Here is a 15,275-nt window from a genome sequence, read left to right as displayed (position 1 = left end):
CGCCTCGCCGCCGAGCTGCGCCCCGATGTCGTCCTCATGGACGTCCGCATGCCGGGAACCGACGGAATCGAGGCGACCCGGCAGATCATCCAAACCTGTCCGCAGACCAGGGTGCTGATCCTCACCACCTTCGACCTGGATGAGTACGCCTTCGCCGGGCTCAAAGCCGGAGCCTCGGGCTTCCTGTTGAAGAACACCAGGCCCGAGGAACTGCTCACCGCGATCCGCACCGTGGCCGCGGGCAACGCGGTGGGCTCCCCTCGCATCACCCGCCGCCTGCTGGAGAAATTCCGCCCGCACATCCCCGACGCCTTCGCCACTGCCCGCGCCGAGCGGCTGAGCAGGCTCAGCGCCCGTGAGCGCGAGGTGCTCGTCCAGGTGGGCTCCGGTCTGTCCAACGCCGAGATCGCTGCCACCCTGCATCTCGCGGAGGCGACTGTGAGGTCCCACCTGGGGCGAATCCTGCACAAGCTCGAACTCCGAGACCGGATCCAGGCCGTAATCTTCGCCTACGAAAGCCGCCTCATCCACCCGGTGTGAAGTCCGTGGGTCTACGCGATCACCGTTGAGCGGTCAGGAAAGCGCCACACGCGGTAGGCATTCTTGTCCAGTCCCGCTCATGCCAATGGCGGCAAGGAAGCCGCCCCGCAAACGCCGTTGGGCTTCTTCCGGCCGTCGGCGAGGGACCGTCGGTCAGGGCGCCGCGGGGTGGCTCCACAGCTCGGCCGCGCTCCCCCGGGCCACGTGCTCGCCATACACCCGCACCTTACTCGCGATCACCTCGAGGCACTCGTTCAGCTCCGCGATCCGCGCGACGACCTGTTCCTGGTGCTCCCGCAGCAGCTCCAGGCGCTCGGCTTCGGTCTCCGGCCCTCGGCGCACCAGGTCCGCGAACTTCCGGATCTTAGCCAGCGGCATGCCCGAAGCGCGGAACTTCGTACAGTAGTGCAGCCATTCGACGTCCCACTCGGTGTACACGCGGCGGCCTCCGGCGTCGCGGCGGACCGGGCCCGTCATCAGACCTTCCCGCTCGTACAGCCGCAGCGCGTGCACGCTCATCCCGGTGCGCTCGGCCACCTGCCCGATTCCCAGCTCCACGACAGTGATGGTAGATCAGTTGACCTAGACCCCGGTCTAGGTCCTAGCTTCGCCGTCATGACCACACACCAGCACAAGATCGGCTCCGGCTTCGACCACCGCACCACGGCCGCGGAAGTCCTGCACGGCACCGACCTCACCGGCAGGCTCGCCCTGGTCACCGGCGGTTACTCCGGACTGGGCGCCGAAACCACCCGCGCGCTCGCCGCCGCCGGGGCGGACGTGATCGTCCCGGCCCGGCGCCCCGGCGAAGCCCGCGCCGCGCTCTTGGACACGGCCGAAGTCGCCGAACTGGACCTCGGCGACCTGGGCAGCGTCCGCCGGTTCGCCGAGCGGTTCCTCGCCTCGGGACGCGGGCTCGACATCCTCATCGGCAACGCCGGCATCATGGCCTACCCCGAAACGCGCGTCGGCCCGGGCTGGGAAGCCCACTTCGCGGTCAACCACCTGGGCCACCACGCCCTGGTCAACCTGCTCTGGCCGGCACTGCGGCCGGGTGGGCGGGTGGTGACCGTGTCCTCGGCGGGTCACCAGCTGTCGGGAATCCGCTGGGACGACGTCCACTTCGAGCGGGGTTACGACCGTTGGCTCGCCTACGCCCAGGCGAAGACGGCCAACGCCCTGTTCGCTGTCCACCTCGACGCGCTCGGCCGGGATTCCGGCGTCCGCGCGTTCTCCGTGCATCCCGGCGCGATCTTCACTCCCCTGCTGCGGCACCTCACGCGTGCCGAAATGGTCGAACGCGGCTGGGTCGACGAGGACGGCCACCTCGCCGATCCCGCGTTCAAAACTCCAGAACAGGGCGCGGCGACGCAGGTCTGGGCCGCGACCTCCCCGCAGCTGGCCGGGCTGGGCGGGGTGTACTGCGAGGACTGCGACGTCGCCGAGCCGACCGAGAGCTCCGCCATGGTCGACGGCGTCCGCGAGCACGCCGTCGACCCCGACGAAGCCGCCCGGCTTTGGGCGCTTTCTGCGCGGCTGACCGGTGCTGACCCTTTCCGCGCGTGACCGAGGCCGGATCTCGCGACCATCCGGGTTCTCATCCGTGCTTAAGGAGTGTGAGGACCACTTCGGAACGACGGCGGCTGTTCCGGTTGCGGGCGATGCGATCGCGGTGTGGCCGGGGCCGGTCTCACGTTCGCCCAGGCCGCGACGGGGGCGACGGGCGCGGGACCCGCCCTGGCCGCGCCGACCGGCGGGCGCGGCCAGCCCGGCAGCCGACGATCCGGCGAGAGTACAGGTCCTGGACGAACGCGGTGTACGCCCAACCGGCCGCGGTGGCGACATAGGTGATGCCCGCGACCCACCGCTGGTCCGAGTCACGTTCCAGCAGATCACCTGGCCTGTCCGCGCCCGGGATGGTGGTCCGTGGCCGTTTACGGGGCGCGGTCACCTACGGCTACGGGCGGCTGTCGAGTCTGTTTGCCGAGCAGGGTTTCGTGGATGTCGAAGGCGTCGACGTCGCCCCCTCCCTCATCGCCAGAGCACGGGAGATCTCGCCTCCTGTTGGTGATCATTCCGGTGTGGTGAGCTGTGGTTGGGAGCGGCGGTGGCGGCGTTCTCGGGTGGTGCGCAGCGCGGCAGTGCTGCACCGATCGGCCGCTCCCGCACAGGGCTGGGTGCGACGAGAGCTGATTGACGGGCTTCGCTGTGCCGTGGTTGGCGTCCGGGACCGTGCCGCTGGCGTGGCCGCCAACCAGCGGCTGCTCACTCCCGACATACCGCCGACCTGACCAGCTCCTGTGCCAGTTCGACGATCGGTCGGATGGAGGTGTCGTAGTTGCTCAGCACGACGACCACCCAACCGGCGTCCGGGAACACGTCGATATTGGTCGATCGGCCTGGGCCGCTGCCGGAATGGCCGACTATGCGGCTCTTTCCTGCGATCGTCTCGACGTGGCCGTAGCCGTAGAGCTGTAGTTGTCCGGCGAATGCTGGGCGGTCGGTCGGGCTGAGCGGGTGTCTGCCGCTGGTGACGAGGTGTGTGTAGGCGGGGTTGAGCAGCTTCTCCCCGTGCAGTGCGGTGGCGAACCGCAGGACGTCGGGCGCTGACGAGAACGCGCCGTGGTACGGGCTGCCGAGGTAGGGCAGGTACGGCGTGGTCGTGATGTCTACGCGGTCGCCTGTTGGTTGGCTCATGTAGCCGTGGGCGATGGTTTGGTCCGCGATGACTTGCGGGCGTGTGTAGAAGTCGGTGTGTGTCAGGCCTGCTGGCGCGAACACGTTTCGGCGTATGTAGTCGTAGTAGGTCACTCCAGCCACCGCCGCTGTCACGGCGCCGAGCAGGAAGTAGCCGTCGTTGCTGTAGCTCCACTGCGAACCTGGTGTGAAGCGCAGCGGAAGTGTGCGCAGGTAGGCCAGCATGCCTTGCCAGATATCGGTTTCGCTGTCCCACTCTTCCTCGCCGGGCGGGCGCTGGTTGGTGAGACCGGGCCGCCCGGCGCCCGCGGTGTGGGTGAGCAGCTGGTGGATCGTCACCCGTGCGACGTCGGCCGGGAAGCCGTCGAGGTAGTCACCCAACGGCGCGTGCAGTGCCACTTCTCCCCGCTGTACCAGCTGGATGAGCGCGACCGCGGTGAACGACTTGGTCATCGACGCCAGGTCGATGGCCGTGTTCTGGTCGTTGGCGATGCCACGGCTCCTGTCGGCCATGCCGTGAGAGCTGGTCAACACGGGGCGGTTTCGGTGTGCGACCAGGATGGTGCCGGAGAACTGGCCGGCAGCCGCGCGGTCGGCGACGAACCGGTCGAGGCGTCCGCCGGGGCACAGGTCGGAGCCAGTTTGCGCGACACCCGGACCGGCCATGGCGAGCAGACCGCCGGTCGCGCCGAGCAGGCCCAGCGCTGACCGTCGAGAGTGGAGGGTCATGGGTTTCCTCTCAGTGGACAAGGGACTCGTAGACGGCGGTGACGATCTCGCCCTGCGCGACGCCGACGCGTCCTTCCAGCGCGAACGCCTCTTCCGGGGAGCTGACCGGTTTCTCCATGAACTCCGCGAACACGACCAGCGTGCCGTCGGGCAGGCACAGGTAGCCGGCCATCGCCTTGTACAGGCCGGTGCTGGTGCCGCCGGTGCCGGTCTTGGCGAACACGCGTCCCGCGGCGGGAGAGTTCGGCAGGACGTCTGCCAGGGTGCCGTCCCGGCCCATGACCGGCAGTCCCTCCCGGTACCGGGTGAAGTACGGCTGCCGGGCCATGTGCTCGAGGAACCGGACGAAGTAGTCCGGCGTGTAGCCGCCGTTCGCCGGGTCGTCCGGGTCGAGGCCGGCCCGGACGACGAGTTCACTCCGGAGCCGCTGGCCCGTCGCTTTCGGTGTGTCCGGGTCACCGCCGGCTATCGCGCCGACCAGGTAGGGGAAGTAGACGGTGTGCACGTTGGAGCTGAGCTTGAGCATCACCTTCACCTCCTCCGAGAGCGGGAGCGAAACGTGCTCGGCGAGCCTGACCATGCGACGGTCCACTGTGGTCACTGAATTTCCGGTGACGTCGATGCCCTCGTCGGCAAGGGCTTGTGTGAACGCGACCTCGGCGAAACCGGCGGGGTCGGGCACGAAGTGCGGACACAGCAAGGGTGATGCGCCGAGAGCGACCTCCCCGGTCAGCCGTACCACTCCGGCGGACGTGCTGAAGGCCAAGCGCCGCGACGGGGTCGCGACCGTGGTCACCTCGTTGACGATATCCACGTAGCCGAGCTCCGGTGTCACCCGGAGTGTGGCCGGCGCGCCGATCCGGTCGCCGGGGCGTACCACGACGTCGACGATGTTGTCGTTGATCATCATGGGAGAGACCGGCAGCTGGAGGTTGCCCTGTGGGAGTGCCTCGGTGCCCTGCCGGAACAACGAGGTGTCCACCCGCACGGTGCCGTCGACGCGGCGGACTCCGTGGCGGGCGACCTGGCGGGCGAGGTGGCGCAGCTGCTGGAGGGGATCGCCGGCGATCGGTTGGCCGGCGGTGCCGTAGGAGTGGTCCGGGACGGGCAACGCGAGCGAGCCGTCCCGCCGGACGCGCGGGCCGAGCAGCAGGTCTCCGCCGGCCACCAACGTCAGGTCGCCCCTCAGAGTGCCGAGGACGACCGGGCCGGTGCCGTGCACCGTGGTGCGGAACCGGTGACTGGGCCCGAGGGCGTCGAACGCCGAACCCGCGATAAACAGCTTGACCGCGGAGGCGGGCTCGAACCGTTGCTGTGGGTTCAGCACGTGGATGGGCTCGGTGGCGCCGTGCACCTGGAACCGCATGCCCCAGCGTGAGCCCGCGAACTCCGGCCTGTCGGTGACCGCCTGGATCCGGCCCGCGAGGCCGGTGTCGGCGTGTGCCGTGGCGAGGCCGGGAAGGAGTCCCGCGGCGAGGGGTGCCGCACCGAGCATGCCGAGCACAGCGCGTCGTGAGTGGTGGGTCATGATCACCAGGAGTACGCGGGTCGTGGTTGCACCGTGGTTACAGCCGCGATGTAACCGTGGTGCAACGTCTGTTGCGGCACGCTGTCGCGTGTGCGCGTGCTGGTGATCGAGGACGACGTGGAGCTGGCCGAGGCGATCGGCGCCGGGCTGCGTCGCGAGCGGATGGCCGTCGACGTGGCGTTCGACGGCGTGACGGGACTGGCGGCGGCGCAGGTCCACGACTACGACGTGATCGTGCTCGACCGGGACCTGCCCGGCCGGCACGGCGACGACGTGTGTGCGCGGCTGGCCGCCGACGGCTGCCGGGGCCGGGTGCTCATGCTGACCGCGGCGGCGACCATCGAGGACCGCGTCGACGGTCTCGGCCTCGGCGCGGACGACTACCTGCCCAAGCCGTTCGCGTTCGCCGAGCTGGTCGCGCGGCTGCGGGCGTTGTTCCGGCGGGCCCAGCCCGCGCTGCCACCGGTCCTCGAGGCGGGCGGTCTCGTGCTCGACGCCGCACGGCGGTCCGCGAGCCGCGACGGTCGGCTTCTCGAACTCGGACCGAAGGAGTTCGGCGTGCTGGAGCTGCTGCTGGCCGCACGGGGCAGGATCGTGCCCGCTGAGGAGCTGCTGGAGCGGGTGTGGGACCAGATGGCCGACCCGTTCACGACCGCGGTGAAGGTGACGGTCAGCCGGTTGCGGCGCAAGCTCGGCGAGCCCTCGCTGATCGAGACCGTGCCGCAGGCCGGGTACCGGATCGGCCCATGAGGTTCACCCCGACCGTGCGGTGGCGGCTCACCGCTGTCTACAGCGGACTCTTCCTCCTGTCCGGCGCCGGGTTGCTGCTCATTACGTACCTGTTGGTGGCCGGCGGTTTCCCGGTGATGAAGCTGCGTGCGGGCCCGGCGGACGTGATCGAGGTCTGCACACTGTCCGGTGAGACGACCGCGACCGGCACCGACTTCGGCGCGTGCGCCGCACGGGCCCAGCGGCTGATCGCCGCACAGCAGGACGAGACACTGCGACTGCTGCTGTTCCGGTCGGGCGCCGCGCTCGCGATCATGACCGTGGTGTCGGTCGGTCTCGGCTGGTTCTTCGCCGGACGTGCGCTACGGCCGTTGCGGGTGATCACGGCCGCGGCGCGGCACATCTCCGCGAGCGACCTGCACCAGCGGCTCGCGATGACCGGCCGCCGCGACGAGCTGCGCAAGCTCGGCGACACGTTCGACGGTTTGCTCGCCCGGCTGGACGACGCGTTCACCGCGCAGCGGCAGTTCGTGGCCAACGCGTCGCATGAGCTGCGGACGCCGCTCGCCAGGCAGCGGACGGTGCTGGAGGTGGCACTCGCCGACCCCGACGCGACCGTGGCCGGCCTGCGGACGGTGTGCGGACGGGTGCTCGCGGCCGGGGAGCAGCAGGAACGGCTGATCGAGGCGTTGCTGACGCTGGCACGCAGCGAACGCGGCCTCGACCGCCGCGACCCCGTCGACCTCCGCGCCGTCACGGCGTCGGTCGTGTCGTCGCACACGGAGATCCGGACGTGCCTGTCGCCGGCGCCGATACTCGGCGACGCGCGGCTGGCCGAACGCATGGTCGCCAACCTCGTGGACAACGCCGTCCGGCACAACATCCCGGACGGGACGGTCGAGGTGACGACGGAGTCCGAGGCGGCCACCACGACGCTGACGGTGACCAACACAGGCCCGGTGATCCCACCAGGTGAGGTCGACCGCCTGCTGCAGCCGTTCACCCGCCTGACCGGGGAACGCACCGCACGCGACGGGCTTGGCCTCGGCCTCCCGATCGTGGCGGCCATCGTCACCGCACACGGCGGCGACCTCGACGTCCGGCCCGGCCGGTCCGGCGGCCTCGTCGTGACGGTCCGGCTCCCCGCGAGTCACGGCGTGCGGAGCCAGGTCGCCCGACGCCAGAGGTACTCGAGCGGCCTGTAGCGGTGGGCGCGGCCAGAGGGCCTCGCACTGCGCCCGACCCACTTCCACCTGACCTCCGGAACGCCCTCTCATGGCTCCCCTTTATGTCAAGGGGCGGCCCTGGCGGTGGCGGGTTCGGGTGGTGGCTTGTCCGAAGGGCCAGTGTCCGGGGTCAGGCCGGTCACGCTGGATTGCAGAGTCGTCCCCGAGTGCCCTCCCGGGCCTGCCGCCTCACGTCGGTTCTGATCAGCCAGCATGTGGACGTAGACGACGTTGGACAGGCGTCGTTTGAGCGCACGCATCGCCTCCATTGACGTCTTGCCCGCGGCTTTCTTGCCGTCGAAATAGACCCGGCCAGCGGTCGGGTTGCGGAGCTGAACGACACCCATGATGTGCAGTGTCCGGTTGATTCTGCGGTTGCCGGCGCGGGACAGGCGATGCCGTTGCTGTTCTCCGGAGGAGGCGTCCAGCGGTGCGGTGCCGTTCCAGGACGCGAACCGGTGGATGTCACCGACGTCGGCCAACAGCCGCGCGGCGCCGGACGGACGGATACACTTCGAGCCGGGCAGACCCCTTTTCAGCCACTCCTCGCACGGTGCTCGGCGAGACGCATGCCCATGAGAGAGCCACACCAATGACACCGGCAGCGACGCCTGCGAGTTGATGACCCGCCAGTGGGAGAAGACCGAGGGCTGGCAGAGCATGCTGCTGCCGGAGATCTCCCGCCGGCTCGGCAGCCCGGAGTCCGCCGACGACCTCCGTGCGCGGGCGCTGGTGGCCTCGGCGATGGCCTGCCTGGACGCCGCCATCGACGCCTGGACAGCCGAAAACGGCACCACTCCCCTGTCCGTGCTGCTCGACCGGGCGATGGGCACACTGACCGAACTGAGTGAACAGCCGGGGTCGGGTTAGCACCCTGTTTCTCATTCACGAGTCGGTCGTGGAGGTTCAGCGGCCGAGGTTGCCGATGATGGCGGCGACGACGTCGCCGGTCTTCGCGGAACCCCCGACGTCCGGGGTCAGCACCCCGGCGGCCGTGGTGGCCTCGATGGCACGACGAACCTGATCGGCCTCGGCGGACAGCCCGAAGTGGTCGAGCATCAGGGCGGCGCTGCCAATGGCGCCGATCGGGTTGGCCAAGCCCTGGCCGGCGATGTCGGGCGCGGAGCCGTGGACCGGCTCGAACATCGACGGGAACCGCCGCTCCGGGTTGAAGTTCGCACTCGCGGCGAGACCGAGGCTCCCGGCCAGCGCGGACCCGAGGTCGGAAAGAATGTCGGCGTTGAGGTTCGAGGCCACGACCACCGACAGGTCTTCGGGCTTGAGCACGAACTTCGCCGACATCGCGTCCACGAGGACACTTTCGGTTTCCACGTCGGGATAGTCCTGCGCGACGCGGGCGAATGTCTCGTCCCACAACACCATTCCGTACTGCTGCGCGTTGCTTTTGGTCACCGAGGACACCTTCTTGCGGTCCCGCTCACGAGCGAGGTCGAAGGCGAACCGCATGATGCGCTCGCACCCCTTCTCGGTGAACAACGCCGTCTGCAGCGCGACCTCGTTGCCCGGGCCACGTCCGGCCAGGTTGCGCCCGCCGAGGCCGGCGTACTCGCCTTCGCTGTTCTCGCGGACGACCACCCAGTCCAGTGGCGTGTGGTCGGCCTTGCGCAGGGGCGAGGTGATGCCCGGGTGGAAGTGGACGGGGCGCACGTTGGCCCACTGGTCGAAGTTCTGGCAGATCCGCAGCCGCAGACCCCACAGGCTGATGTGGTCGGGCACCGACGGCCAGCCGACGGCGCCGAAGTAGATCGAGTCGAAGTCCTTCAGGACCTCCAGGCCGTCCTCGTCCATCATGCGGCCGGTCCGCTCGTAGTAGCCGCAGCCCCAGGGGAATTCGGTCCAGTCGAAGGCGAACGCGCCGCCGGAGGCTTTCGCCAGCGCGTCGAGGACGGCACGTCCGGCGGCGACGACCTCGCTGCCCACGCCGTCCGCCGGGACCGCGGCGATCTTGAAGGTGCGGGTGTTGGCGGGTGCTGACATTGATCGGGCTCCCTGCTGGATTCGGCTGCGCTGACCTCCCGAGTGAAACCGCGGGACGGGTGCGGCGTCCAACACGCGCTGCCGATGCGATTCATAGGAACCGCCTATCCAGGCTGTTCAGCGCCTTCATCAGCGGGACGGAAGGTGCGTGCGAGCGCGAGGAACGCCTCGGCTGCCGGAGTCAGCTGGGCCTGCCGGCTCAGCAACTCGACGTGCAACCGGGCGGGGTGGTCCAGCCGCACGGCGCGGGCTCCCGACCGGCGAGCGAGCGAGGCCCATGCCGCGGGCAGCACCGCCAGCCCGGCGCCCTGAAGCACGAGGGGAAGGATCGAGGCGCGGTGGGCGATCTCGGCGACGATCCGCACGTCCGCGTGCTCGGCGAGGATGTCGTCGACGACCCGGCGCATCAGGCTGCCGGGCGGTGAAGCAATCAGCTCCACTCCGGCCAGGGCACCGATCGGCAGCGGATCACCCACCGGGAAGGCGGCATCGGCGGCACCAATGAGCACGAAATCCTGCTGTTGCAGCGGAAGCACATCGACGCCGGGCGGGTGCAACGGTTCCGGCGCGCCGGTCAGACCGAGTTCGCAGGCGCCTTGGCGGACCTGCTGGATCACCTCGTCCGGAGTGAACGCGGCCTCGGCGTCCACGGTGATGCCCGGGTGCCGCCGGGTGAAGGCACCGATCAGCGCGCTGAGCGGCTCGATACCGGGCGAGGGCATGGTGACCAGCTCGATCCGGCCGTGGCGGACGCCCTTCATCGACGCCATCGTCGCCTTGGCCGTGCGCAGGTCGCGCAGCACCTGCCGGGCCGGGCCGATGAGCTCGGTACCGGCATCGCTAAGAACCACGCGGCGGCCGATCCGGTGGAACAGCTGCATGCCGACTTCGCGTTCGAGTCCGGCGATCGCCTGCGACAACGACGGCTGCGCGAGGTGGAGGGCCTGCGCGGCGCGGCCGAATCCGTCGTGGTCGACGATCGCCAGGAAGTACTCGAGCTGACGAGCGTCCATCCGTCACCTCCAGACCCACCACATCGGGCCAGGTCAGCGGCTATCCATAACCCTAGCCTATCAGTCGGGTAGCAACGTTCTCTTGGACGCGGGGGCGGCTCCCGAGTCAGGGTTGTCGAATTCCGCGAGTCGAGGAGGATTTGATGGGCGAGTTGCTCGTGGCCCTCGATTCGTTCAAGGGATCGCTCGGCGCCACGCAGGCCACCGCGGCACTCGCCCGCGGGCTGCGCCGCCACCACAGCAAGCCGGTGGTGCGGGAGCACCCGGTCGCCGACGGCGGCGAGGGCACAGTCTCCGCCGCGGTCGCCGCCGGGTTCACCCCGGTCTCGCTCAGCGCCGCCGGTCCCCTGGGCGAGCCACTCACCGCGCGGTACGCCCACCGCGACGGAGTCGCTGTCGTCGAACTCGCCGAGACGTCCGGGCTCGCCGCGCTCCCGGATGCGGCACCGACTCCCGCCACGGCGGCCGCGGCATCGACCCACGGGACGGGCCAGGTGATCGCGGCGGCCTTGGACGCCGGCCACCACACGGTGGTCGTGGGTTTGGGTGGCAGCGCGACGACCGACGGCGGCACGGGCCTGCTCACCGGTCTCGGGGCGCGCCTGCTCGACGCGGACGGGCGTGAGCTGCCCGGCCGGACCTCCGCCCTGCACGCAATCGGTTCGATCGAGCTGTCCGGCCTGCACCCCCGGCTGGCCGGACCGGACCGCGCCGAGGTGATCGTCGCCTGCGACGTCGACAATCCCCTGCTCGGCCCCGACGGCGCGGCGGCCGTGTACGGGCCGCAGAAGGGAGCGGACGGTGCCACTGTGGCCGCCCTCGAAGAGGCGATGTCCCGGTGGGCACTCATCCTCGAACAGGCCACCGGGGTCGCCGCCGCGGCGATGCCGAGCGCCGGTGCCGCCGGCGGAGCGGGGTTCGCCCTGCTCGCCCTCGGCGCCCGCACGGTTCCCGGCATCGACCTGGTGCTGCGCCTGACCGGGCTGCACGCGCGGTTGCCCGGGGCCGGGCTCGTGCTCACCGGAGAAGGCTCACTGGACCGGCAGAGCCTGCGCGGCAAGGCGCCGATGGGTGTCGCTTCCGCCGCCCGGACCGCGGGAGTGCCGACCGTGGCTGTGGCCGGGCGCAGCGTGCTCACCACCACCGAACTGACCGCCGCCGGCTTCACGGGCGCGTTCACCCTCACCGAGCTCGAACCCGACCTCGAGCGGTGCGTCGCCGACGCCGAGCCTCTGCTGGAACGCCTCGGCGAACACATCGCCCGGCACCTTCTCGACTGACTCCCCCACCCCGCTCAGGAGGTTGCAATGACGCAAACCACACCGGAACGCAAGCGGAAGCCCTGGTACCGGCAGCTGTACGTGCAGGTCCTGGTCGCCATCGTCATCGGTGTCGTCCTGGGTGCGCTGGCCCCGGACCTCGGCAAGGCGATGCAGCCCATCGGCACGACCTTCATCGCCACGATGAAGGTCCTCATCGGCCCCATCGTGTTCCTCACCGTGATCGGCGGCATCGCCGGCGTCGCCGACCTCAAGAAGGTCGGCCTGACCGGGCTGAAGGCCCTGACCTACTTCCAGGTCGGCACGATCGTCGCGCTCGGGTTCGGGCTCGTCGCGATCAACCTGGTCCGCCTCGGCGACGGCGTCAACGCCAACCCGGCCGCGCTGCATCCCACCGGGAGCGCCGAGAAGTACATCCAGACCGGAGAAACCCAGCACTGGTGGGAGTTCTTCACCAACCTGGTCCCCGACAGCTTCTTCAGCGCTTTCACCGACGGCGACATCCTGCAGATCATCTTCCTGGCCGTGCTCTTTGGCATCGCGATCAAGGCGATCGGGCCGCTCGGCGACCCGATCGTCACCGGGGTCAAGCGGTTCACCGCGGTTGTGTTCAAGGTCCTGAGCTTCGTGATGAAGACTGCTCCGATCGGGGCTTTCGGTGCGATGGCCTACGCCGTCGGCGCGTTCGGACTGTCCACGTTGACCAGTCTCGGCTCCCTGATCCTGCTGTTCTACGTCACCTCCATCGCGTTCGTGGTCGTAGTGCTCGGCGGTCTCCTCGGCGCCTACGTGCGGCTCAACATCTTCCAGCTCTTCCGGTACCTGCGTGAAGAGTTCTTCCTCGTCCTCGGCACGTCCACCGCGGAACCGGCGCTGCCCGGCCTGATGCGCAAGCTGTCCTTCCTCGGCGCCGACCGCGCGACGGTGGGCCTCGTCGTGCCGACCGGCTACAGCTTCAACCTCGACGGCGCCGCCATCTACCTCTCCCTCGCGACGCTCTACATCGCCCAGGCGACCAACACCGTGCTCACCTTCCCCCAGCAGCTCGGGCTGCTCGCGGTCATGCTGCTCACGTCGAAGGGCGCCGCGGGCGTCGCCGGTGGTGGTTTCATCGCGCTCACCGCGACGCTCTCGACCATCGGCACCGTGCCGGCCGCCGGCATCATGCTCGTCTTCGGCATCGACAAGTTCATGTCCGAATGCCGGGCTCTGGTCAACTTCTACGGCAACGCCGTCGCGACACTCGTGATCGCCAAGTGGGACCGCAACCTCGACTACGCCCGCGCCCGGGAAGTCCTCGGCGACCCGGGATCCGCCGAACGCTCGCTCGGCTGGACCGACGATCCGGCGGCCGGGCCACCTCCCGCCCCGGCGGCCGCGGGCTCGGACGAGTCTCCTCGAGTGCCCGCCGAAGCCACGAATGCCGGGACCGGAAGGTGACGGGCGTGCGACGGAGGAGCTTCCTGGTGGGCGCGGCGGCCACCGGCGTCGTGCTCGGTGCCGGCTCCGCATCCGCTGCCGCATTGCCGGGTCGTGGCCTGCCGGACGAGGGGGTCGCGGCGCGGGTGCGGTTCTTCGGCGTGGAAAACGTCGACCCGCGCACGGGCGGCCTGCCCGCGGACCGGGTGGTCTTCGCGTGGTTGTCGAACTCCACGTTCGCCGCGGCGGTCGGTGGCCGGCTGGTCTACCTCGACACGTTCGTCACCCGCCTCGAAGTGGCCCCCGGCCGTACCCCGGTCGTCATCGCCGACCTCGTCGACGCCCGGCCCGACGCCATCCTGCTCGGGCACGGGCATTCCGACCACGCCGACAACGCCGCCTACATCGCGGCACGCACCGGCGCGACCATCTACGCCTCCGCGGAGACGTGCGCATCGATGGCCGCGGACCTCGCGCGGATCAAGGCCGACCCCGTGATCCAGGCCGACCCGCGCACCCGCGTCCCCGGCGACGCCCCGCTCCGCACCGTCCCCGTGACCAGCGCGGGATCGGTGCCCGGCACCGAAATGGTCCGCCTCGACGTGCTCGAACCGCACGCCCAGGTCGTCGCGTTCCGCCACCTGCACTCGGTCGCGGTCCCGCCCGATCCCGATTACCCGCCCCCCCGAACCCGGATCCTCGTCGACCCCCGGGACGCGCAACTGTTCCCGGCCGGCGTCCCGCTCACCCCCGGCGAACACCCGCTACCCGGCCAGCTGAACATCACCACCGGCGGCAGCGCCTCGGCCGGCGGGCCGGTCAGCCTCTACTTCCACATCACCCTCCGCCGCGGAAGCAACTTCAGCTTCGGCTGGCAGAACAGCGCCGGTGCACTCAAAGAGGGCAAGGGCAACGGCTGGGACGGCACACCCGCGGACGGGCAGCGCATCCGCGACCGGCTCGCCGCACTGCCCGCGACCGATCTGCACCTGGCCACCGCGTCCTCGGCCAACTACGCCAACAACGGCCTGCGCGATCTGATCCTTTACCAATCTGTGCTGCGACCCCGCATCTTCGTGCCCAACCACCTCACCTCGGGATCCCTGACCCGCGAAGCCAGTTCACTCGCGGTCTACGCCGGATACCGCGAACAACTCGATCTCATGCACGTACCGGCCGCCGACCGACCGGAGGTCCGCTGGCTCATCGACCCGGTCGACTACCTCGGCCCACTCACCTTCGACATCGACGACGACACCTGGATCGATGCGAGCAAGAACCGCAGAATCCGCGAGCTGGACCGGGTCACACCGGCCCGGCCCCACGCCTTCCTGCCGACTGACCGCACGACTGCGACAGCCCACGCGTCATGTGACTAAGGGATGGGTCTATCCCGTGATCGGTGTTTCCGGCGTTGTTGATCAGTAGGTTTCGGCTCCCGGCCAGCGGTCACCGAAGGTGATGGCGAATGCGTTGATCACTGGCTTCCACCGCATCGTCCATCGGGCGCGGCCTGTCCCGGTGGGTCCAGGCTGCGGGTCACAAGGTACAGGCACTTCATCGCGGCTTAGGTTCAAGGAGTCAGCTCAACACCCCGTCGTGACGAGGTGTTTGTATTGGGGCGTCCTGCGATATCGGTGGAGGTTCAGCGCTCGTTCTGGGCGTCGATCCGACGAGGTGAGGTTATCGATGTCGCTGCCGCGGCGGTCGGCGTGTCGAAGACCGTCGCCTGGCGGTGGTTCCGTGAGGCTGGCGGGGTGATGCCACCACAGCAGTGTGAACCCTCAAGTCGCCAGGCCCGCCTGTCGTTCGCCGACTGGGAAGAGATCGCCTGTCGCCGAGCGGGCGGCGAGGGCGATCGAGCCATTGCGAGGGCGATCGGCCGACCGCCCTCGACCGTCAGCCGCGAGCTCGCCCGTGGTATCCCGCACGGCGTGTTCACCCGGGTCGCGCAACGTCTGCTGGCCATGGCCGCCGCGATCTGGCACAACTGGACCACCGGCCTGACCAGCAAACGCTCACTCATCGCCTACGACCACTAACACCAACTTCACGGAATCACTCATCTAGGAGCACATCAGGGCACCAGGTCCGCACAGGACCGCAGCTGCGCAAA

Annotated in this window: 13 protein-coding genes and 5 pseudogenes; 10 read left to right on the top strand and 8 right to left on the bottom strand. The window is 69.7% G+C overall.

All coding sequences use genetic code 11. The features are described 5' to 3' along the window. A pseudogene (locus tag AB0M80_RS10700) lies at positions 1-540 on the top strand (response regulator transcription factor); the annotation flags it as partial. Between the two features lie 153 nt (positions 541-693). Here AB0M80_RS10700 and AB0M80_RS10695 read toward each other — a convergent pair. Further along, positions 694-1,098 carry a MerR family transcriptional regulator gene (locus AB0M80_RS10695; RefSeq protein WP_364561838.1) on the bottom strand — a complete coding sequence of 135 codons (405 nt, stop codon included), beginning with the start codon at positions 1,096-1,098 and terminating at the stop codon, positions 694-696. A 57-nt stretch (positions 1,099-1,155) separates the two neighbouring features. On the opposite strand from AB0M80_RS10695, the gene AB0M80_RS10690 reads away from it, so the two are divergent. After that, positions 1,156-2,106 carry an SDR family NAD(P)-dependent oxidoreductase gene (locus AB0M80_RS10690; protein ID WP_364561835.1) on the top strand — a complete coding sequence of 317 codons (951 nt, stop codon included), beginning with the start codon at positions 1,156-1,158 and terminating at the stop codon, positions 2,104-2,106. 208 nt (positions 2,107-2,314) lie between these two features. Here the strand turns inward: AB0M80_RS10690 and AB0M80_RS10685 are convergent. From AB0M80_RS10685 to dacB, 3 genes and pseudogenes are all read right to left on the bottom strand, one after another. Continuing rightward, a pseudogene (locus AB0M80_RS10685) lies at positions 2,315-2,434 on the bottom strand (IS3 family transposase); the annotation flags it as partial. 371 nt (positions 2,435-2,805) lie between these two features. Next, positions 2,806-3,966, bottom strand: coding sequence for a serine hydrolase domain-containing protein (locus tag AB0M80_RS10680; RefSeq protein ID WP_364561832.1), 1,161 nt, complete (start codon positions 3,964-3,966; stop codon positions 2,806-2,808). A gap of 10 nt (positions 3,967-3,976) precedes the next feature. Then, entirely contained in the window at positions 3,977-5,494 is a 1,518-nt protein-coding gene (dacB, locus tag AB0M80_RS10675) for a D-alanyl-D-alanine carboxypeptidase/D-alanyl-D-alanine-endopeptidase (RefSeq protein ID WP_364561829.1), read from the bottom strand. A gap of 90 nt (positions 5,495-5,584) precedes the next feature. On the opposite strand from dacB, the gene AB0M80_RS10670 reads away from it, so the two are divergent. Further along, positions 5,585-6,244 (top strand): response regulator transcription factor, encoded by a 660-nt coding sequence (locus AB0M80_RS10670; RefSeq protein WP_364561827.1) that lies wholly within the window; start codon positions 5,585-5,587, stop codon positions 6,242-6,244. Then, a complete protein-coding gene (locus tag AB0M80_RS10665) occupies positions 6,241-7,428 on the top strand; it encodes a HAMP domain-containing sensor histidine kinase (RefSeq protein ID WP_364561824.1) in 1,188 nt (395 codons plus the stop codon). The genes AB0M80_RS10670 and AB0M80_RS10665 overlap by 4 nt, the downstream gene beginning before the upstream one ends. 86 nt (positions 7,429-7,514) lie before the next feature. Here the strand turns inward: AB0M80_RS10665 and AB0M80_RS10660 are convergent, their stop codons facing one another. Beyond that, positions 7,515-7,931: a transposase gene (locus AB0M80_RS10660; protein WP_364561821.1), complete on the bottom strand. Its 417-nt coding sequence runs from the start codon at positions 7,929-7,931 to the stop codon at positions 7,515-7,517. A 139-nt stretch (positions 7,932-8,070) separates the two neighbouring features. On the opposite strand from AB0M80_RS10660, the gene AB0M80_RS10655 reads away from it, so the two are divergent. Further along, entirely contained in the window at positions 8,071-8,319 is a 249-nt protein-coding gene (locus AB0M80_RS10655) for a hypothetical protein (protein ID WP_364561818.1), read from the top strand. A gap of 36 nt (positions 8,320-8,355) precedes the next feature. Here AB0M80_RS10655 and AB0M80_RS10650 read toward each other — a convergent pair whose 3' ends face one another. Then, positions 8,356-9,447: a tartrate dehydrogenase gene (locus AB0M80_RS10650; RefSeq protein ID WP_364561816.1), complete on the bottom strand. Its 1,092-nt coding sequence runs from the start codon at positions 9,445-9,447 to the stop codon at positions 8,356-8,358. 104 nt (positions 9,448-9,551) lie between these two features. After that, a complete protein-coding gene (locus AB0M80_RS10645) occupies positions 9,552-10,460 on the bottom strand; it encodes a LysR family transcriptional regulator (RefSeq protein WP_364561813.1) in 909 nt (302 codons plus the stop codon). A 143-nt stretch (positions 10,461-10,603) separates the two neighbouring features. Between AB0M80_RS10645 and AB0M80_RS10640 the strand changes: the two genes are divergently transcribed. Genes AB0M80_RS10640 through AB0M80_RS10630 form a run of 3 tightly spaced genes read left to right on the top strand, consistent with a single transcriptional unit; the run spans position 10,604 to position 14,538 of the window. Continuing rightward, the gene (locus tag AB0M80_RS10640; RefSeq protein ID WP_364561811.1) at positions 10,604-11,740 is read left to right on the top strand and encodes a glycerate kinase; all 1,137 of its coding nucleotides are present in this window, start codon (positions 10,604-10,606) and stop codon (positions 11,738-11,740) included. 27 nt (positions 11,741-11,767) lie between these two features. Then, positions 11,768-13,180: a C4-dicarboxylate transporter DctA gene (gene dctA, locus AB0M80_RS10635; RefSeq protein ID WP_364561808.1), complete on the top strand. Its 1,413-nt coding sequence runs from the start codon at positions 11,768-11,770 to the stop codon at positions 13,178-13,180. A gap of 5 nt (positions 13,181-13,185) precedes the next feature. Continuing rightward, positions 13,186-14,538, top strand: a complete 1,353-nt coding sequence (locus tag AB0M80_RS10630; RefSeq protein ID WP_364561807.1) for a hypothetical protein — start codon at positions 13,186-13,188, stop codon at positions 14,536-14,538. 42 nt (positions 14,539-14,580) lie between these two features. Here AB0M80_RS10630 and AB0M80_RS10625 read toward each other — a convergent pair. Next, positions 14,581-14,726 (bottom strand): annotated as a pseudogene (locus tag AB0M80_RS10625) (IS256 family transposase); the annotation flags it as partial. A 193-nt stretch (positions 14,727-14,919) separates the two neighbouring features. Between AB0M80_RS10625 and AB0M80_RS10620 the strand changes: the two are divergent. Next, positions 14,920-15,069: pseudogene (locus AB0M80_RS10620) on the top strand (helix-turn-helix domain-containing protein); the annotation flags it as partial. 21 nt (positions 15,070-15,090) lie between these two features. Then, positions 15,091-15,201: pseudogene (locus AB0M80_RS10615) on the top strand (IS982 family transposase); the annotation flags it as partial. Between the last annotated feature and the right edge of the window lie 74 nt (positions 15,202-15,275).

The organism is Amycolatopsis sp. NPDC051045, from assembly GCF_040682955.1.
GTDB lineage: Bacteria > Actinomycetota > Actinomycetes > Mycobacteriales > Pseudonocardiaceae > Amycolatopsis.
The sequence above is the reverse complement of the archived record's forward strand: the minus strand, read 5'-3'. Positions and strand labels throughout refer to the sequence as shown.